The organism is Pseudomonas syringae pv. tomato str. DC3000, assembly GCF_000007805.1.
Lineage (GTDB): Bacteria > Pseudomonadota > Gammaproteobacteria > Pseudomonadales > Pseudomonadaceae > Aquipseudomonas > Aquipseudomonas avellanae.
In genome coordinates, this window is the sequence record NC_004578.1 from 1,387,914 (window position 1) to 1,407,356 (window position 19,443).

General features: G+C 60.0%; 14 protein-coding genes and 1 pseudogene. 3 read left to right on the top strand and 12 right to left on the bottom strand.

Translation table 11 applies throughout. From position 1 onward, the window contains the following. Window positions 1-372 precede the first annotated feature (372 nt). Together rlmF and PSPTO_RS06690 are read right to left on the bottom strand one after the other, a co-directional pair. Complete coding sequence (rlmF, locus tag PSPTO_RS06685) at window positions 373-1,359, bottom strand: 23S rRNA (adenine(1618)-N(6))-methyltransferase RlmF (protein WP_032621684.1); 987 nt, start codon at window positions 1,357-1,359, stop codon at window positions 373-375. A 102-nt stretch (window positions 1,360-1,461) separates the two neighbouring features. After that, entirely contained in the window at window positions 1,462-4,308 is a 2,847-nt protein-coding gene (locus PSPTO_RS06690) for a valine--tRNA ligase (RefSeq protein WP_011103493.1), read from the bottom strand. A gap of 168 nt (window positions 4,309-4,476) precedes the next feature. Here PSPTO_RS06690 and PSPTO_RS06695 point away from each other — a divergent pair. Beyond that, window positions 4,477-4,572 (top strand): annotated as a pseudogene (locus tag PSPTO_RS06695) (RHS repeat-associated core domain-containing protein); the annotation flags it as partial. Window positions 4,573-4,667: 95 nt separating this feature from the next. On the opposite strand, the gene PSPTO_RS06700 reads toward PSPTO_RS06695, so the two are convergent. The 3 genes from PSPTO_RS06700 to PSPTO_RS06710 are packed head-to-tail and all read right to left on the bottom strand — an operon-like array spanning window position 4,668 to window position 7,078. Further along, the gene (locus tag PSPTO_RS06700) at window positions 4,668-5,093 is read right to left on the bottom strand and encodes a hypothetical protein (RefSeq protein WP_005764094.1); all 426 of its coding nucleotides are present in this window, start codon (window positions 5,091-5,093) and stop codon (window positions 4,668-4,670) included. A gap of 7 nt (window positions 5,094-5,100) precedes the next feature. Next, the gene (locus PSPTO_RS06705; RefSeq protein ID WP_005764092.1) at window positions 5,101-5,529 is read right to left on the bottom strand and encodes a DNA polymerase III subunit chi; all 429 of its coding nucleotides are present in this window, start codon (window positions 5,527-5,529) and stop codon (window positions 5,101-5,103) included. Window positions 5,530-5,587: 58 nt separating this feature from the next. Next, complete coding sequence (locus PSPTO_RS06710) at window positions 5,588-7,078, bottom strand: leucyl aminopeptidase (RefSeq protein ID WP_011103494.1); 1,491 nt, start codon at window positions 7,076-7,078, stop codon at window positions 5,588-5,590. Between the two features lie 318 nt (window positions 7,079-7,396). On the opposite strand from PSPTO_RS06710, the gene lptF reads away from it, so the two are divergent. Together lptF and lptG are read left to right on the top strand one after the other, a co-directional pair. Then, a complete protein-coding gene (lptF, locus tag PSPTO_RS06715; protein WP_003375972.1) occupies window positions 7,397-8,524 on the top strand; it encodes an LPS export ABC transporter permease LptF in 1,128 nt (375 codons plus the stop codon). Next, window positions 8,511-9,572, top strand: coding sequence for an LPS export ABC transporter permease LptG (gene lptG / locus PSPTO_RS06720; RefSeq protein ID WP_005764084.1), 1,062 nt, complete (start codon window positions 8,511-8,513; stop codon window positions 9,570-9,572). Before lptF ends, lptG begins: the two co-directional genes overlap by 14 nt. Before the next feature lie 126 nt (window positions 9,573-9,698). On the opposite strand, the gene PSPTO_RS06725 is transcribed toward lptG, so the two are convergent. From PSPTO_RS06725 to PSPTO_RS06755, 7 genes are all read right to left on the bottom strand, one after another. Beyond that, window positions 9,699-9,911: a cold-shock protein gene (locus PSPTO_RS06725; RefSeq protein WP_005764082.1), complete on the bottom strand. Its 213-nt coding sequence runs from the start codon at window positions 9,909-9,911 to the stop codon at window positions 9,699-9,701. Window positions 9,912-10,314: 403 nt separating this feature from the next. Beyond that, window positions 10,315-11,439, bottom strand: coding sequence for a glycine cleavage system aminomethyltransferase GcvT (gene gcvT, locus PSPTO_RS06730; protein ID WP_046463296.1), 1,125 nt, complete (start codon window positions 11,437-11,439; stop codon window positions 10,315-10,317). A gap of 67 nt (window positions 11,440-11,506) precedes the next feature. Further along, on the bottom strand, window positions 11,507-14,371 hold the full coding sequence (gene gcvP / locus PSPTO_RS06735) for an aminomethyl-transferring glycine dehydrogenase (protein WP_005764078.1): 2,865 nt from the start codon (window positions 14,369-14,371) through the stop codon (window positions 11,507-11,509). A 10-nt stretch (window positions 14,372-14,381) separates the two neighbouring features. Continuing rightward, a complete protein-coding gene (gene gcvH, locus PSPTO_RS06740) occupies window positions 14,382-14,765 on the bottom strand; it encodes a glycine cleavage system protein GcvH (protein WP_011103496.1) in 384 nt (127 codons plus the stop codon). Between the two features lie 304 nt (window positions 14,766-15,069). Further along, complete coding sequence (locus PSPTO_RS06745) at window positions 15,070-17,187, bottom strand: putative bifunctional diguanylate cyclase/phosphodiesterase (protein ID WP_005764073.1); 2,118 nt, start codon at window positions 17,185-17,187, stop codon at window positions 15,070-15,072. Window positions 17,188-17,196: 9 nt separating this feature from the next. Beyond that, window positions 17,197-17,586: a response regulator gene (locus PSPTO_RS06750; RefSeq protein ID WP_005615457.1), complete on the bottom strand. Its 390-nt coding sequence runs from the start codon at window positions 17,584-17,586 to the stop codon at window positions 17,197-17,199. Continuing rightward, the gene (locus PSPTO_RS06755; RefSeq protein WP_005764071.1) at window positions 17,571-19,301 is read right to left on the bottom strand and encodes a PAS domain-containing sensor histidine kinase; all 1,731 of its coding nucleotides are present in this window, start codon (window positions 19,299-19,301) and stop codon (window positions 17,571-17,573) included. The genes PSPTO_RS06750 and PSPTO_RS06755 overlap by 16 nt, the downstream gene beginning before the upstream one ends. Window positions 19,302-19,443 lie beyond the last annotated feature (142 nt).

Sequence of the window (19,443 nt, forward strand, 5' to 3'; positions counted from 1 at the left end):
GCACCGGTTCACCGGGCGCGGCTTTTTTGTGGGCGTCTGATCAGGCAACTCTCGCCAGAGCGTCGCATGGCAGTTGAGATTATCGTTCCCTACGCTCCAGTGGGAATGCACTGCGTGAAGCTCTGCGTCACGAATCTGTGCCGCACTGCATACTCAAGAGAGGACGCAGAGCGTCCAGAACGGCATGCGACGCAGAGCGTCGCACGATAGTTGAGATTACGGCCTGCCGGCGTGGGGGCGCACGATAGTTGAGATTATCGTTCCCTACGCTCCAGCGTGGGAATGCATTGCGTGACGCTCTGCGTCACAAATCTGTGCCGCACTGCACACTCAAGAGAGGACGCAGAGCGTCGCACGATAGCCAGAGTCGAGTCAGCCTGGTGTACGCTGTGCCTTGTCGAGGAAGGTCCAGGCCACGAAGCGGCTTTGTTTCTGGCCCTGGCCCATCTCCACGACCTTCACTTCAAGCGCGCCGGCTTTTTTCAGGGCGCTCTGGATTGGCGGCAGGTTGCTTGCTTTGGACACCAGGGTGCTGAACCACACCACCAGGCCGGGTAACCTGGCGCTTTCCTGGATCAGTTGCGTCACGAAGCCGATTTCGCCGCCCTCGCACCACAGTTCCTGTGACTGCCCGCCGAAGTTGAGCACCGGCAGCTTGCGCTTGGGGTCGGCCTTGCCCAGTGCGCGCCATTTTCGCTGGCTACCGCGTTGTGCTTCGTCCAGTGAAGCATGGAAGGGCGGGTTGCAGAGGCTCACGTCGAAGCGTTCGTTGCTGTCGCATAGCCCAAGCAGGATTTGCTTGCGATTGCCCTGCAGGCGCACGCTGATGGCTTTGTGCAAACCGTTGGCCTTGACGATGGCCGTCGCGGCGGCGACTGCGGTGCTGTCGATGTCCGAACCGACAAACTGCCAGCCATAGTCGCTATGCCCCAGCAGCGGGTAAATGCAGTTGGCACCCGTTCCGATGTCCAGCGCCTTGACCGATGCCCCGCGCGGGATCACGCCTTCGTGGTCTTCAGCGAGCACGTCGGCGAGAAAGTGCAGGTAGTCCGCGCGCCCCGGAATGGGCGGACACAGATAATCCGCCGGAATGTCCCAGTGCGCGATGCCATAGAACGCCTTGAGCAGCGCGCGATTGAACACCCGCACTGCCTGTGGGTTGGCGAAGTCGATGCTTTCCTTGCCGTAGGGGTTGAGGATCACGAACGCGGCCAGTTCAGGACTGGATTTGATCAGCTTCGGAAAATCGTAATGCCCCTGATGACGATTGCGCGGGTGCAAGGTGGCTTTCTCACGCGGCGCAGCGGGCTTGGCCGGTCGCTGAGGCTTCTTGCGCGGAGGTTTCGGGGTATCGGTCATGGATTCGATTTCGGCTGCGAGTAGGTCAATACAGGACATGGGGATAACAAAGGCCAGATAACAAAAAGCCAGCCCACGTATGGGCTGGCTTCTCTGACCACCTTACAGGCTGGCGATGCGCGCGTGTTGCTCGGCCAGTTTGCCCAGTGCCTGTTCGGCCTCGGTCAGCTTGGCGCGTTCCTTGGCGATGACGTCAGGCGGCGCTTTGTCAACGAATGCTGCGTTGGACAGCTTGCCGCCCACACGTTGCACTTCGCCTTGCAGGCGCTGGATTTCCTTGTCCAGGCGCGCGAGTTCCGCCCCTTTGTCGATCAACCCGGCCATCGGCACCAGCACTTCCATGTCGCCCACAAGCGCGGTGGCAGACAGCGGCGCTTCGGCACCGTCGGTCAACACCGTCATGGACTCAAGCTTGGCCAGCTTCCTGAGCAGGTAGTCGTTTTCGCTCAGGCGACGCTGGTCGTCGGCACTGACGTTCTTGAGGAACAGTTGCAGCGGCTTGCCCGGACCGATGTTCATTTCGCCACGGATGTTACGCACGGCAAGCATCAGGCCCTTGAGCCATTCGATGTCGTCTTCGGCAGCCTGATCGATGCGTGCTTCGTTGGCCACGGGCCAGGGTTGCAGCATGATGGTCTTGCCTTCCACACCGGCCAGCGGCGCAAGGCGCTGCCAGATTTCTTCTGTGATGAACGGCATGAATGGATGCGCCAGACGCAGCGCGACTTCCAGCACGCGAACCAGCGTGCGACGTGTGCCGCGCTGACGTTCGATCGATGCGGTTTCGTCCCACAGCACAGGCTTGGACAGCTCCAGATACCAGTCGCAATACTGGTTCCAGATGAACTCGTACAACGCCTGCGCGGCGAGGTCGAAACGGAACTGGTCCAGTTGGCGGGTCACTTCGGCTTCGGTGCGTTGCAATTGCGAGATGATCCAGCGATCCGCCAGCGACAGTTCGACGGCTTCGCCGTTCTGGCCGCAGTCTTCGCCCTTGTCCAGCACGTAACGTGCGGCGTTCCAGATCTTGTTGCAGAAGTTGCGATAGCCCTCGACGCGGCCCATGTCGAACTTGATGTCGCGACCGGTAGACGCCAGCGAACAGAAGGTGAAGCGCAGGGCGTCGGTGCCATAGCTGGCGATGCCATCGGCGAATTCCTGACGGGTCTGCTTCTCGATCTTCTTCGCCAGTTGCGGTTGCATCAGGCCACTGGTGCGTTTCTCTACCAGCGTTTCGAGGTCGATACCGTCAACGATGTCCAGCGGGTCCAGAACGTTGCCCTTGGACTTGGACATCTTCTGGCCCTGGCCATCACGCACCAGGCCGTGCACATACACCGTCTTGAACGGGACTTGCGGCGTGCCGTCTTCGTTCTTCACCAAATGCAGGGTGAGCATGATCATCCGGGCGACCCAGAAGAAAATGATGTCGAAGCCGGTGACCAGCACGTCCGTGGAGTGGAAAGTCTCCAGTGCCTTGGTCTTTTCCGGCCATCCGAGCGTGGAGAAGGTCCACAGTCCCGAACTGAACCAGGTGTCGAGTACGTCGTTGTCCTGCTGCAGCGCGATTTCCGGGCCCAGGTTGTTCTTGGCGCGAACTTCGGCTTCGTCACGACCTACATAGACTTTGCCGGACTCGTCGTACCAGGCCGGGATGCGGTGGCCCCACCAGAGCTGGCGGCTGATGCACCAGTCCTGGATGTCACGCATCCACGAGAAGTACATGTTTTCGTATTGCTTGGGCACGAAGGCGATGCGACCGTCTTCGACCGCAGCGATTGCAGGCTCGGCCAGCGGCTTGGTGGACACGTACCATTGGTCGGTCAGCCATGGCTCGATGATGGTGCCGGAGCGGTCGCCTTTCGGCACCTTCAGGGCGTGATCATCTATGCTGACCAGCAGGCCGGCGGCATCGAATGCAGCGACGATCTGCTTGCGCGCTTCAAAACGGTCCAGCCCGGCGTAGGCCGCGGGCAGGGTGCCGTCAACGCTTTCGTTCAGCTTGCCGTCGAGGTTGAACACCTGGGCGGCAGGCAACACATTGGCATTCTTGTCGAAAATGTTCAGCAGCGGCAGGTTGTGGCGCTTGCCGACTTCATAGTCGTTGAAATCGTGGGCCGGGGTGATTTTCACGCAGCCGGTGCCGAATTCAGGGTCGCAGTAATCATCGGCAATGATCGGGATGCGGCGGCCAACCAGCGGCAGCTCGACGAACTTGCCAATCAGCGCCTTGTAGCGCTCGTCCTGCGGGTTCACGGCAACAGCAGCGTCACCGAGCATGGTTTCCGGGCGGGTAGTGGCAACGATCAGGTAATCCAGGCCCTCGGCGGTTTTTGCGCCGTCCGCCAGCGGGTAGCGCAGGTTCCACAGATGGCCTTTTTCGTCGTGATTTTCCACTTCGAGGTCGGAGATCGCGGTGTGCAGCTTGGTGTCCCAGTTGACCAGGCGCTTGCCACGGTAGATCAGACCGTCTTCATGCAGGCGCACGAAGGCTTCTTTCACGGCATCGGACAAGCCGTCGTCCATGGTGAAGCGCTCACGGCTCCAGTCGACGGACGAACCCAGGCGGCGGATCTGACGGCTGATATTGCCGCCGGACTCGGCTTTCCATTCCCAGATCTTGTCGAGAAACTTCTCGCGACCCAGCTCGTGACGGCTTACGCCTTGCGCTTCGAGGCGACGCTCGACCAGCATCTGCGTGGCGATACCGGCGTGGTCGGTGCCCGGTTGCCACAGCGTGTTGCGACCCTGCATGCGCCGGAAACGGATCAGCGCGTCCATGATCGCGTTGTTGAAACCGTGACCCATGTGCAGGCTGCCCGTGACATTCGGCGGCGGGATCATGATGGTGTACGAGTCACCCGCGCCCTGCGGAGCGAAATAGTTCTCGGACTCCCAGGTCTGGTACCAGGAAGTTTCGATGGCGTGAGGCTGGTAAGTCTTGTCCATGCGCGGCGGGAACCTGTGGCCTTGATTCGGAAACCGGTAAGTATAGACCTGTGGGCAAGCGACAAGCCATAAGCGCGGGGCCACAAGCTGGTAGTTCTGTCAGTAGGCGGCGGGTGGTCAAGGGGGCATGATCGGTATTCAGACTTTACTTGCAGGGCGGACGCCGCCATGAACGACAGGCCTGAAGCCAGACGCGTACTGTGTCGATATCGCTATGACGCGCTGGATCGTATTGCCGTCGTCGATCCCGAGGCGCAGGAGGCGGAAAATGATGCGGCGCATAGCCGAGATCCGCACCGCATTGAACTCTCCCTGACAGAATCTCTACGCGCGCGTGTTCCGGGTTCCTGACCACCCCCTCACTTCTGCTGCTGCGCCAACAGCCGCTCCAGCCTGGCCTCCAGCCGTCGCTTGATTTCAGTCTCGATATGCGGTGCAAAGTCATCAATCACGTCTTGCATGATCAGTTGCGCGGCGGCACGCAGTTCGGTGTCCAGGTGCAGCAACGCATCGGGGTTGGGCAGCGCTTGAGCCTGCTGAACCTGTTGCAACTGCTCCACCGGCGCATCAGCCGTCAACGTCGGGATATCGTCTTCGTCCAAGTTTTCCGGGTGTACCGAGTCAGGCCGGCTACCAACCACATCGAACAGCAGGGGGATCTGGCCCTCGCGGTGGACGGTGTCGGTCAGTAACGGAGGTTGTGCGGAGTCATCGCCGAGCAGTTGGCGGATCGATTCCAGATCGTCCAGCAAATGCGCGGATTCAGCTTTTTTTGAAGTGTCCATCGTGTCCTCAAAGACGCTGCAGTCGGTGATCTTGCGGAGGATAGCCCTGTTCGCGGTAGGAACGGAAACTCTCGCGTGCGGCAAGGCGTATGGCCGGGTCTTCGACAACCACTTCCGCGACACGGGCGAAGCGCTTGAAGAAGGCCGGAATGCTCAGGTCGAGGTTGACCAGCAGGTCCTGATGCGTGCCCGAGTCATCGCCCAGGCCCAGCACCACGGGTGCATCGTGATCGCTCTCGGCGTCGCCGTGGGGCAGAAACACTTCGCCCCGGAAGCGCCAGAGCCGTGCGTCCAGGTCTTCACGCTGCGCTGCATCGCTGCAGTGCAGGTAAACCTTGTGGCCCAGGCGCCAGGCCTTTTCCGTGAGTTTGCAGGCAAAGTCCAGGCGGGCCGCAGGGTCAGCGCTGGGCAGGATGTAGAAGTCGACTTGGGTCATACAGGTTCCAGAACCAATGGCGTATCGACCGTGAAGCCGACACGCCAGGGTTTCTTTTTTATACGCCGGCGCGGTCGAGCAGGTACTGGGTCAGCAGCGGAACCGGACGCCCGGTGGCGCCTTTGTCCTTGCCGCCGCTCAGCCATGCAGTGCCGGCGATGTCCAGGTGGGCCCATTCATAAGCCTTGGTGAAGCGCGACAGGAAGCAGGCTGCGGTGATAGTGCCGCCTTTCGGGCCGCCGATATTGGCGATGTCGGCGAACGGGCTGTCGAGTTGCTCCTGGTACTCATCGAACAAAGGCAACTGCCAGGCGCGGTCATCAGCCAGTTTGCCCGCATCGAGCAACTGATTGATCAGCGCGTCGTTGTTGCCCAGCAGTCCGGAGGTATGGCCGCCCAAGGCAACGACGCAGGCGCCGGTCAGGGTCGCGATATCGATCACGGCCTGTGGCTTGAAACGTTCGGCGTAGGTCAGGGCATCGCACAGCACCAGACGGCCTTCGGCGTCGGTGTTGAGGATTTCGACCGTCTGGCCGCTCATGGTAGTGACGATGTCGCCCGGGCGCGTCGCGGTGCCGCTCGGCATGTTCTCGGCGCAGGCCAGAATGCACACCACATTGATCGGCAGTTTCAGTTCGAGTACGGCGCGCAGGGTGCCGAACACGCTGGCAGCACCACACATGTCGAATTTCATTTCGTCCATGCCGGCAGCCGGCTTGATGCTGATGCCGCCCGTATCGAAGGTGATGCCTTTGCCGACCAGCACAAATGGCTTGTCGCCTTTCTTGCCGCCCTGATAGTTCATGACGATCAGACGCGGCGGCTGGGCGCTGCCCTGTGCCACAGCGAGGAAAGAACCCATGCCCAGTTCGGCGAGTTTCTTCTCGTCGTGAATCTCTACTTTCAGGTTTTTGTGTGCCTTGCCCAGCGCCTTGGCTTCTTCGCCCAGGTAGGTCGGGTGGCAGATGTTCGGCGGCAGGTTGCCCAGGTCACGGGTCAATGCCATGCCGGTGGCGATGGCCTGCGCGTGGTTGGCAGCGCGCTCGACATCGGCCACGCTGACCTTGTCAGTCAGCAGGGTGATTTTCTTCAGGGGGCGAACTTCGGCTTTCTGGGTCTTGAAGCGGTCGAAGACGTATTCGCCATCTGCCAGAGCTTCTACAAACAGGCGAGCCTTGCCGTACGTGTCGCGATTTTTCACGGACAGGTCATCAAGCGCAATCACCGCATCGCTGCCGCCCAGGCCTTTGAGGCTGGACAGCACGCTGCCGGCGATTTTCTTCAGTTGGCGGTCAGACAGCTCGCCGTCCTTGCCGATGCCGACCAGCAACACGCGCTCGGCCTTGATGTTTTGCAGGTTGGTCAGCAGAAGTGTCTGGCCGGACTTGCCCGCCAGATCACCGCGCTCGAGGACCGCCGAGATGGCCCCGCCGCTCTTGATGTCGACCAACTGGGCTGCGCCGATCAGCACACGGCTTTCATTAATGGTGACGACCAGTGTTGCGGTTTTCAAGGTTTCTGGGCTTACGCTTTTAACAACCAATTCCATGTGGGGTCCCCGAATAGACGATGAGAGTCGCAATATGAATAATGAATGCGGCATGGCCTGGATGTATTCAGGGATGATGCACGCGGTAAGCCTTGCAGTTTGACCCCGCTGCACGACTGCTGACAACCCCGCAGAGCGGCCTGCTTCGCCTCTATGTGAGAACTATCCCCGGTGCGCAGTGACAGAAACGCACAATCACAGGATAATGCCGCATATTTTTTGATGCCCACGCCTTTTGCCGGCGTGAATCTCTGGTTGCCGTAGCTCACAATTTTCCCTGTTTGGCTGCCTGAGCCTGACAACTCTGGAGTGTCTGGTTTGATTGTCTTCCGTTATCTGTCCCGAGAAGTGCTGCTTACCCTGAGTGCGGTCAGCGCCGTGCTGCTGGTGTTCATCATGAGCGGGCGCTTCATCAAGTACCTGGCGCAGGCTGCGTCCGGCGCGCTTGATCCTGGCGTGCTGTTCCTGATCATGGGCTTTCGCCTGCCGGGTTTTTTGCAGGTGATCCTGCCGCTGGGCCTGTTCCTCGGCATCCTCATGGCGTACGGGCGCCTGTATCTGGAGAGTGAAATGACCGTGCTGGCCGCGACCGGCATGAGCCAGCAGCGTCTGCTTGCTATCACCATGGGCCCGGCAGCGTTGGTCGGGTTGCTGGTCGCCTGGCTGAGTTTCAGCCTGGCTCCCCAGGGCGCTGCGCAGTTTTCGCAACTGATTAACCAGCAGGACGCCATGACCGAGTTCGACACGCTGGTGCCGGGACGTTTCCAGGCATTGCGTGACGGTACGCGTATCACCTACACCAAAGAGCTGTCGGAAGATCGCTCGCAGCTGGCGGGCGTGTTCATCTCTGAAAAGCGCATGTCCAACGACAAGAGCAAGGACAACGGCATTACCGTGCTGGTGGCCGAGAAGGGGCACCAGGAGGTCCAGCCCAATGGCAGTCGCTTCCTGATCCTCGAAAACGGCTACCGCTACGATGGCAATCCGGGTGCCGCTGACTACCGCGTGGTCAAGTACGACACGTATGGGGCGGCGTTGCCCAAGCCGGAAATCAGCGAAGAAATCACTGACCGCGAAGCCATTCCGACCAGCGAGCTGTTCGGCAACCCTGCACCGCGTTCCGTTGCTGAATTGCAGTGGCGCATTTCGCTGCCGCTGTCGGTGTTCATCGTCACCTTGATGGCCATCCCGTTGTCACGGGTCAATCCGCGTCAGGGCCGTTACCTGAAGCTGCTGCCGGCGATCCTTCTGTACATGTCTTACCTGGCCATTCTGATTTCGGTGCGCAGTTCGCTGGAGAAAGGCAAGCTGCCCCTCAGCCTCGGCATGTGGTGGGTTCATGGCATTTATCTGGGCATCGGTCTGGTGCTGTTTTACTGGGAGCCTCTGCGTCTGAAGATGGCGAGTCGTCGCAGCGTCACGGAGGTGACTCGTGGTCAAGCTTGATCGTTACATCGGTAAAAGCGTATTTCTGGCGATTCTTGCGGTATTGGGGATCATTCTGGGGCTGGTTTCGCTGTTCGCCTTCATCGACGAGATGGCCGATATCAATGACACCTACACGCTTGTGGATGCCCTCAGTTACGTGATGATGACCGCGCCGCGGCGCGTTTACGACACGCTGCCGATGGCCGCATTGATCGGCTGCCTGATCGGGCTGGGCACGCTGGCCAGCAGCAGCGAACTGACCATCATGCGCGCCGCCGGTGTGTCCATCGGGCGCATCGTCTGGTCGGTCATGAAGCCCATGCTGCTGTTGATGGTGGCCGGTGTGCTGGTCGGCGAATACGTTGCGCCTTACGCCGAGAACCAGGCGCAGGCGGCTCGCTCGCTGGCCCAGGGGTCGGGTGATGCACAAAGTGCCCGGCACGGCCTGTGGCACCGTCAGGGCGACGAGTTCATTCACATCAACACTGTGCAGCCCAACGGGTTGATGCTGGGTGTGACACGCTATCGTTTCGACGACCAGCGCCACATGCTGACCTCAAGCTTCGCCAAAGAGGCTCACTTCAAGACCGATTACTGGGAATTGAAGGACGTCAGCACCACGCATTTCAAGGAAGGCCGCACGGAAGTCGTCAATGCGCCGGACGAGCGTTGGGACGTATCACTGAGCCCGCAACTGCTGAGCACGGTGATCATGCCGCCCGAGTCGCTGTCGATCAGCGGCTTGTGGAGCTACGCGCATTACCTGGCTGATCAGGGGCTGAGCAACGGCCGCTACTGGCTAGCGTTCTGGACCAAGGTATTGCAACCGGCCGTCACAGTGGCGCTGGTACTGATGGCCATCTCGTTCATCTTCGGTCCGTTGCGCTCGGTGACTTTGGGGCAGCGCGTGTTTACCGGGGTTGTGGTCGGCTTCACCTTCCGCATCATCCAGGACCTGCTGGGCCCGTCGAGCTTGCTGTTTGGCTTCCCGCCGTTGCTGGCGGTGCTGATACCTGCAGCAGCCTGTGCGTTTGCGGGGTTGTATCTGTTACGCCGCGCCGGATAACGGCACGTAGATTCACCGAAAAAGCCGACCCTGAGTCGGCTTTTTCATGGGCGCCTGTCTTTCACCCGTAAAAAAGCCCCTGGTAGCGATACCAGGGGCTTTTGCGTAGTCGCGCTGCGTAGCGGCTTAGCCTTCGGCGTGTACTTCGTCAGCCTGCAGACCCTTCTGACCCTGCACAGCAATGAAGGTCACTTTCTGGCCTTCTTTCAGGCTCTTGAAGCCGTTGCCTTGAATGGCGCGAAAGTGCACGAACAGGTCTGGACCGCTCTCCGGAGTGATAAAACCAAAACCTTTTTCGTCGTTGAACCACTTGACGGTGCCGCTCTGACGTTCAGCCATTTTCTTATTTCCTTTGACGCTTGAATTAATGACAGCCTCTTTCTCATGAAAGAGTACTGGGCTGGTTGCAGGAAGTAAGAAACGTAGAGCGGGTTGTAGCAAACCTAGAGCTACTGCCCAGGTCCCGATTCAGCGACCTATGCAAACACAGTTCAGAAACTCTACGCCAACTCTCGTGATAAATACAAGCCCCTTGCATCGCCCCTGTTTACGGGGCTTTAGCGGTATATGGGCGTGTTCCTGCGTGGGGCGCGGTGTTCAAGCGTTCATAATATTTTGCACTTTAGAGGTGCATTCTTTGCATATAGAACAGGGTGTTCCCCTCTCGAAACATCATTGGGGAACAGTGCCTGCACCTGCACGGGTTATTGCTGTTTTTTTGACGCCGCTATTTAGCCGCTCATTAGCCACGGAAGTAACGTTGCGCAACAAAAGGCATTTTGGTAACGAGCATGGGCACTTTCTTGCCGCGCACCATTGCCCAGACAGGTGTATCGAGCGCGGTGTAATCGCTGTGCAGATAACCCATCGCCAGCGGGCCGCCCAGGCTTGGGCCGAAACCGCCGCTGCACACCGTACCGATGACAACGTCCTGGTCATTGACGATCTGGGTGCCTTCACGCACCGGCGTACGCTCCTGAGGCAGCAGGCCTGCACGCTTTTTGTCCACGCCGTTACCTTGCTGGGCGAAAACAGACTCGGCTCCCGGAAAACCACCGGCACGCGCACCATCGGCGCGACGCACCTTCGAAATGGCCCACAGCAGGCTGGCCTGAATCGGCGAGGTTTGCGTGTCCATGTCATGACCGTACAGGCAGAGCCCGGCTTCCAGGCGCAGCGAGTCCCTTGCGCCGAGGCCGATCGGGGCCACTTCGGGTTCTTCCAGCAAGCGGCGCGCCAGGGCTTCTGCCTGTTCGGCCGGTACCGAGATCTCGTAACCGTCTTCGCCGGTATAGCCCGAGCGGCTGACGTAGCACTGAGCACCCAGCAGCGTGACGCGAGTGAACTGCATGAAGGTCATGTGCGCCACTTCTGGCGCGAGGCGGGCCAATACGGTCACCGCCGCCGGGCCTTGCAGCGCGAGCAGCGCGCGTTGTTCAAACAGCGGTTCGATCTCGCAACGCCCCGCCAGGTGCTTGCGCAGGTGGGCCAGGTCCTGATCCTTGCAGGCGGCGTTGACCACCAGCATCAGCTCATTGTTGCCGAGATTGGCAACCATCAGGTCATCGAGAATGCCGCCGGTTTCGTTGGTGAACATCGCATAGCGCTGCATGCCGACCGGCAAATCGATGATGTCCACGGGCACCAGGGTTTCCAGTGTCTTGGCGGCATCGGCACCGCTGAGGCGAATCTGGCCCATGTGCGAAACATCGAACAGTCCGGCCTGAGCGCGGGTGTGCAGGTGTTCTTTCATTACGCCAGCCGGGTATTGCACCGGCATGTCGTAACCGGCAAAGGGCACCATCTTCGCGCCGAGTTCGCGGTGAAGGGCGTGCAGGGGGGTCTTCAGCAGGGTTTCTGTGGACATGTTCAATTCCTTGTTGGCGAGCCATGCGTCTGCGCCTTTACGAAGGGCGCAGGCAAGCAACGGGCGATCAGGCTTCCTGATAGCTCTCGATGGAAGGGCAGGCACAGACCAGATTGCGGTCACCGAATACGTTGTCGACGCGTCCGACCGGAGGCCAGTACTTGTTCTCGATCAGCGAATCGACCGGGTACACCGCCTGCTCGCGGCTGTAAGGATGGCTCCACTGGCCGACGATTTCCGCCGCGGTATGCGGGGCGTTTTTCAACGGGTTGTCGTCTTTGTCCAGGGTGCCGTCTTCGACTGCGCGGATTTCTTCGCGGATCTTGATCATGGCGTCGCAGAAACGGTCCAGTTCTTCGCGGGATTCGCTTTCGGTCGGCTCGATCATCAACGTTCCAGCGACCGGGAACGACATGGTCGGGGCATGGAAGCCGAAGTCGATCAGGCGTTTGGCCACGTCATCGACGCTGATGCCGCTGCTGTCTTTGATCGGGCGCAGGTCAAGGATGCATTCGTGGGCTACCAGCCCGTTGGTGCCGGTGTACAGCACCGGGTAGTGCTCTTCCAGGCGACGCGAAATGTAGTTGGCGTTGAGGATCGCCAATTGCGAGGCGCGTTTCAGACCTTCGCCGCCCATCATGCGGATGTACATCCAGGTGATCGGCAGGATGCTGGCGCTGCCGAACGGCGCTGCGCAGACCGCGCCTTCCTTGCGTTGCATGCGTGCGTGGCCCGGCATGAACGGTGCGAGGTGCGATTTAACGCCGATCGGACCCACGCCCGGCCCGCCGCCGCCGTGAGGAATGCAGAAGGTCTTGTGCAGGTTGAGGTGCGACACGTCGCCGCCGAACTTGCCCGGAGCGCAAAGGCCAACCATCGCGTTCATGTTGGCACCGTCGATGTAGACCTGGCCGCCGTTGTCATGAACGATGCCGCAGATTTCGCGAATGCCCTCTTCGAACACGCCGTGGGTCGACGGGTAGGTGATCATGATCGCCGCAAGCTGCTCGCGGTGTTGAAGTGCCTTGGCCCGCAAGTCTTCGATGTCGACGTTGCCGCGCGCATCGCAGGCTGTCACCACCACGCGCATGCCGGCCATGTTAGCGGTCGCCGGGTTGGTGCCGTGGGCCGACGAAGGGATCAGGCAGATGTCGCGGTGTTCATCGCCACGGCTCTGGTGGTAGGCGCGAATGGCCAGCAGGCCGGCGTATTCACCCTGCGAACCGGCGTTGGGTTGCAGCGAAATGGCGTCATAGCCGGTGGCGGCGCAGAGCATGGCCTCCAACTCGTCGGTCAGTTGCTGGTAACCGGCGCTTTGCTCGGCGGGGGCGAACGGGTGCAGGTTGCCGAACTCGGCCCAGGTTACCGGGATCATTTCGCTGGCCGCATTGAGTTTCATGGTGCACGAGCCGAGCGGGATCATGGTGCGGTCCAGCGCCAGGTCCTTGTCGGCCAGTTTGCGCAGGTAGCGCATCAGCTCGGTTTCCGAGTGATAGCGGTTGAACACCGGGTGGCTGAGGATCGCCGACTGGCGCAGCAAGGCTGCTGGCAGGCGCGACTTGACGCTGGCGGCCAATGCGGTGAAGTCCGGCAGAGTCTGGCCCGTGCTGGCGAAAATGTCCCAGAGCACTTCGACCGCTGACTGCGAGGTGGTTTCGTCAAGCGACAGGCCCAGACGCTGGTCGTCGATTTCGCGCAGGTTGATGTGGCGGGCGCGGGCGGCAGCGTGCAGCGCGGCGGTCCGGCCGCCAGTGTGCAAAGTCAGGCTGTCGAAGAAATAGGCCTGCTCGGCGTTGAGGCCCAACTGGCTCAAGCCTTCGGCCAGGATCGCGGTCAGGTGGTGCACACGATTGGCGATCTGTGTCAGGCCGCGCGGGCCGTGATACACGGCGTACATGCTGGCGATGTTGGCCAGCAGCACTTGCGCGGTGCAGATGTTGCTGGTGGCCTTTTCGCGACGAATGTGTTGTTCGCGGGTCTGCATGGCGAGGCGCAGAGCCTGTTTGCCGTGGCGATCCACCGACACGCCAACCAGACGGCCCGGCATGTCACGCTTGAACGCATCGCGCGTCGAGAAATAGGCCGCGTGCGGGCCACCAAAGCCCAGCGGTACGCCAAAGCGTTGCGCGCTGCCGATGGCCACGTCGGCACCGAATTCACCCGGCGGGGTCAGCAGGGTCAGGGCCAGCAGGTCGGCGGCGACCGCCACCAGTGCGTTTGCCCCGTGAAAGCGCTCGGCCAGTTCGCGGTAGTCGAATACGTCGCCATTACTGGCCGGGTACTGCAGCAGCGCACCAAAGTAGTCGCTGACATCGCCCAGTTCGGTTTCATCGGCCACCACAACGGTGATGCCCAGCGGCTCGGCGCGAGTGCGCAGCACATCGAGTGTCTGCGGGTGGCAGTGGCTGGAGGCGAAGAACTGCTGGCTGCCTTTGTTCTTGCTCAGGCGCTTGCAGAACGTCATCGCTTCGGCAGCGGCAGTGGCTTCGTCGAGCAGCGAGGCGTTGGCAATCGGCAGGCCGGTCAGGTCGCTGATCAGGGTCTGGAAATTGAGCAGCGACTCCAGACGGCCTTGGGAAATCTCAGGCTGGTAGGGCGTGTAGGCGGTATACCAGGCCGGGTTTTCCAGCAGGTTGCGCAGAATCGGGGCGGGTGTGTGGGTGTTGTAGTAACCCTGACCGATGTAGGTCTTGAACAGCTGGTTCTTGCTGGCGATGGCCTTGATGGAGGCCAGTGCATCGGCTTCGCTCTGCCCGGCAGGCAGGTTCAGCACGCTGGTGCCCTTGATGCTTTCCGGGATCACGCTGTCGCTGAGTGCTTCAATGGAGTCAAAACCCAGGGTGTGCAGCATGGCCAGCTCGTCAGCGGCACGCGGGCCAATGTGGCGGGCAATGAATTCGTTGGCGGTGGTCAGTTCAATGCGGTCAGTCATGGTTCGCTCCTCAGGCTTGGGCGTTGGCTTTGATCAGACGGTCGTAGGCGTCCTGATCCAGCAGGCCGTGAATGGCATAGGCGTCTTGCGGAATGAAACGAAAGAACCAGCCGGCGCCGAGGGCGTCTTCGTTGACCCGTTCCGGGGTGGCATCGAGCACAGCGTTGACCTCGACCACTTCGCCGTCCAGTGGCATGTTGATGCTGCTGGCGGCTTTGACCGATTCAACCACTGACACTTCGGCGTGTTGAGCGTAGGCCTGTAATTCCGGGAGTTGCACAAAGACCACGTCACCCAGCGATTCCTGGGCGTAAGGCGTGATGCCGACCGTGACACTGCCGTCTGCTTCGGCACGTAGCCACTCGTGGTCAGCGGTGAATCGCAACTCGCTCATACAAACTCCTCGGATGATGGGGTGCGCGCAGGGCGCAAAACACGATGGGTTTGACTTAGCAATTTTACGGCCATCTTTTATTTATTGTTTTAAATCATGGACTTAGGTTTGAAAGCGAGAGTTTTAGTGATTTGAGCTGTAGCGAAATCGCTACGGTCGATGGGCGCTGGAAAATGCTTGCTTGATCAAGGCCTTGAAACGAGCGGGATGACGCAGGCTGTAATGTAATCGTTACGGTGGAACGATTTCGTTTCGCGCGTGAGGTGTCTGGTCGGCAAAATCACCGACCAGCCTGTTGAGACCTTTACCCGAACTGTCGCTCTGGCGTGCTTAAAAATGTTTCAAGCTCTGCCAGCGGCAGCGGCTTGCTGATCAGGTAACCCTGAATCTGATCGCATTGATTGTCCCGCAAAAACGCCAGTTGCTCAGGCGTTTCCACGCCTTCGGCTATGACTTTCAGGCCCAGGCTGTGTGCCAGTTCGATGATTGCTCGGGCAATCGCCGCGTCTTGTGGGTTGCTGGTCACTTCGCGAATGAAGGCGATGTCGATTTTAAGCTTGTCGATAGGGAATCGGCGCAGGTACGCCAGACTTGAATAGCCAGTGCCGAAATCGTCGATGGAAATACTGACCCCGTTGGCCTTCAGGGTTTCCAGGGTCGCGATGGTGTGAGAAGTGTTTTCCATCAATGAGCTTTCGGTCAGTTCGACCTCCAGCCACTGGGGGGCGACCCGATGATTGGTCAGCGCCTGGCGGATGTCGGCGACCAGGCTGCTGTTGGAAATCTGCTGGCCAGAGACGTTGACCGCCACCTGAAACAGCCCCAGCCCCGTGCGTTGCCAGTGCGCAATCTGGGCGCAGACGCGATCGACGACCCAGTTGCCGACTTCGCCGATCAGACCCAGGCTTTCCAGCACCGGAACGAACACCGCAGGCGATACGCCTTGCTGGCCTGGGCGCGGCCAGCGCAGCAAGGCTTCCAGCCCGCATATCCGGCCGGTGACGAGGCTCAGCTTGGGCTGGTAGACGATCTCGAACGCTTGTTTTTCCACCGCGTCGCGCAAGGCGGCTTCGAGGTCCAGGCGCGCCGAAACGTCTGCGTTCATTTGTGCGGTATAAAACCGATACGTGTCCGGGCCGATCTTTTTCGCACTGTTCATCGCGGTGTACGCATGCCTGACCAGCTCGCGTGCGTCTTCGCCGTCTTCAGGGTAAAGAGCGATGCCGATACTGGCGGTCATGACGATGCTTTGACCTTCGACCATAAAAGGCACCCGCAAGGCTTTGCGAATGCGCTCCAGTGTCTGGCGGGTATCGGGCTGGCCTACGCGGATCATCAGAATCAATGCAAACTGATCACCGTCCACGCGGCCGAGGGTGTCGCTGGCATTGATGCATTCCGACAGGCGATGGCTGACTTCCAGCAGCACCTGGTCGCCGAGCACATGGCCCCAGGTTTCGTTGATGTTCTTGAAACCGTCGAGGTTGACCGTCAATGTCGCCAGTTTCCAGCGGCTGACCGCTGCCTGAGTCAGGCCCATCTGCAGGCTGGTGAAAAACAGGTCACGGTTGGGCAGGCCGGTCAGTGTGTCGTAATGGGCCATGGTCAGCAGGCGCTGATCGCTTTCCTTGCGCTGGGTGATGTCACGCACGATGCCGACAATGACCCAGTCCTCGCCGGTCCGATACGCCTGGCGATGAATTTCGACTTCGACGTCCCGCCCGCTCTTGTCGCGAATCTGGGTTTCGAGGGGTTCGCTGGGGCCTTTGCCGGCAATGATCTGGTCATATACCACTTCCAGATTTTCCATCGATGTCTCGCCCAGCTCGGCGGGGGTCTTGTGCGCCAGTTCTTCAGCGGTGTAGCCCAGCAACTGGCAGGCCCTGCGGTTGAATTCGATCAGACTCATGGTGTTGCGGTTGATCAGGAAGATCGCGTCTTCGGAAGCATCCATCACCGTGCGAAAGCGCTCCAGGTCGATGGTGCGTTGCTGCAATTGGTCTTCGAGGATCATGCTGTGGCTTTTCAGGTAATCGCCAAATGCCTTGAGGCGCAGCAGGTTGCGCACGCGCAACCACAGTTCGGCGCTTTCCACCGGTTTGCTGAGGTACTCCTCGGCACCGGCCTCCAGCCCGGACAAGCGCGCACCCTGCTCATCAAGCGCCGAGAGCATGATGATCGGAATGTTGGCAGTGCCTTTTCCGGCCTTGAGCACGCTGGCGACTTCGTAGCCGTCCATGCCCGGCATCATGATGTCCAGCAGAATAAGGTCCGGTGCCCGCGCATCGACCATGGCCAGCGCCTGTTCGCCAGACTCCGCAGTCAGCGTCTCGTAACCCTGATTTTGCAATAGGACTTCAAGCAGGTCCCGGACATGGACATCATCATCGACAATCAGGATGGTTGCGGCAGGCTGGGTCATGACGAATGCTCAGTTGATTGGCCGTTGAGGCGGACTGTTTTCCAACAGGGTGTCGATGACCCGGTACAGCTCCTGATAGCGCAGGGGCTTGATGATGTAGGCGTTACAGCCTGCGCGCCGGATTTTTTCTTCGTCTTCTTTCATGGCCATAGCGGTGAGCGCGACGACCGGTATTGCGGCGGTTTGTGCATCGTTCTTGAGCAGCGACGTCGCGCTCAGGCCATCCATTTTCGGCAACTGGATGTCCATCAGAATCAGGTCGGGCTGGCGCTCGCGGGCCATTTTCAGGCCTGTTTCCGCATCTGATGCGCAGAGCACGCCGTAACCTGCGCTGTTGAGCAGCAATTCGGCCAGGCGCATGTTGGCGGCGTTGTCTTCGATAATCAGGATTTGGGCCATTGCGCCTCCTCGGTTGCCGGGGTGCGAATGGGCAGCCAGACCACAAAGCGTGCGCCCAGGTCCTTGACGCTGGCGACCGCCACGCAGCCGCCGTGCAGTTCAGTCAGCTGCTTGACCATCGCCAGCCCCAGCCCGGTGCCCTCGAATTTACGCGCCAGGCTGCTGTCGATCTGGCTGAACGCCTTGAACAGCTTGTTCATATCGCTTTGCGCGATGCCGATTCCGGTGTCGCTGACACTCACTTGCAGAAAATGCTCATAGTCACTGGGGGGCAGCGAGAAGCTGTGTACTGGCCAGTCGCCGTCCAGAATGCCCACCTGTGCACGCGACACCTGACGCACTGCCAGGGTTACCCAGCCGCCGGGTTCGCTGAACTTCACCGCATTGGCCAGCAGGTTGTAGACAATCTGCTTGGTCTTGCGCCTATCCAGTTCAAGCACGCCGAAGTCGGCCTCGGTTTCCAGCTTCAACTGGATGCGTTGCAGTGCGGCCTGCTCGCGGACGATCAGCAGGCTGTTGCTCAGCAACTCGTCCAGATCGACGGCCTCAAGCTCCAGCAGCATCATTCCGGCTTCGACCTTGGACAGGTCGAGGATGTCATTGATCAACGACAGCAGGTGCTGGCCGCTGTTGAAAATGTCACCGATGTACCGGCGCTGGGCGTCGGTCATGTCACCGACCATGCCGTCTTTGAGCGCCTCCGAAAAGCCGATGACGGCATTGAGCGGGGTGCGCAGCTCGTGGGACATGGTGGCGAGAAACTCGGACTTCATGTGGCTGGCGTGTTCCAGCTCGATGTTCTTCTCTTCCAGCGTGCGCTCGAAACGTTTGCGCTCGGTCACATCCCTGGCCGCGGCGAAAACGCCCTTGAGCTTGCGGTCGCGATCATGAAAAGTTGCCGCGTTGTAGGAAACCACGGTTTCGGTGCCATCGTAGGCGCGCACGGTAAGCTCGTAGTCGCTGACCTTGTGCTCACTGAGCACCCGCTTGATCGCGGCGTCGGCACTCGCAGGGTCAGTGAAGAAGTTCTTGCAGGGCGCACCGATCAGTTCGTCGCGGGTTCGCCCGGTCAGTGCCATCATCTGTTTGTTGACGTCGGAGATGATGCCTTGCGGGTCGGTCATCATCAGCGCATCGATGTTCGACTCGATCAGCGAGCGGGTATAGAACTGCTGATCCCGCAGCCGCTGGTCCAGCAACGCCTGGGTTTCTTCCTCTTGCTTGCGTGCAGTGTTGTCAGTGCCAATCAGCAGGTAACCGATGATGGTTTCGGCACTGTCACGCAGCGAAGTCACCGACACCATCGCCGACAGGCGGCTGCCATCCTTGCGGATGTAGGTCAGTTCGTAGATATCTTCGATGCCGCGCGAGGCCTTGAACACCAAGGCTTCAAAGCCTGGCGTGATGGGCGTATTCAGCTCATGGCTCAACGCCGCTGCACGGATGATCAGCTCGGCCGGGTCGGAAATATCTGCCGGGGTGATCTTGTCGACCACGTCTTCCGAGTGATACCCGAGCATGCGTTCGGCACCGACGTTGAAAATCTGGATAACGCCGTGTTCATCCGTAGCGATGCTGGAAAAATAGGCGCTGTTGAAAATGGCGTCCTGGAGGGCACCGGTCTTGAGCAACGTTTTCTGCCGACGAGACTCGACGATTTTCTCGGCGCGTGATTGCGTCTCGGTGGTGGGATGGTCGACTGGCGGGTTTGGCATTGGACTTCCCGGTATTACGTGACGCTGTCTGCCGTAACGGCCGTAACGGCCGTAACGCACACTTACGGACACCCATTCAAATGAGTGATAAGAGGTTTATGGACCATACCAGAACGTTATCGGCTAATTGGTTATTAAATTA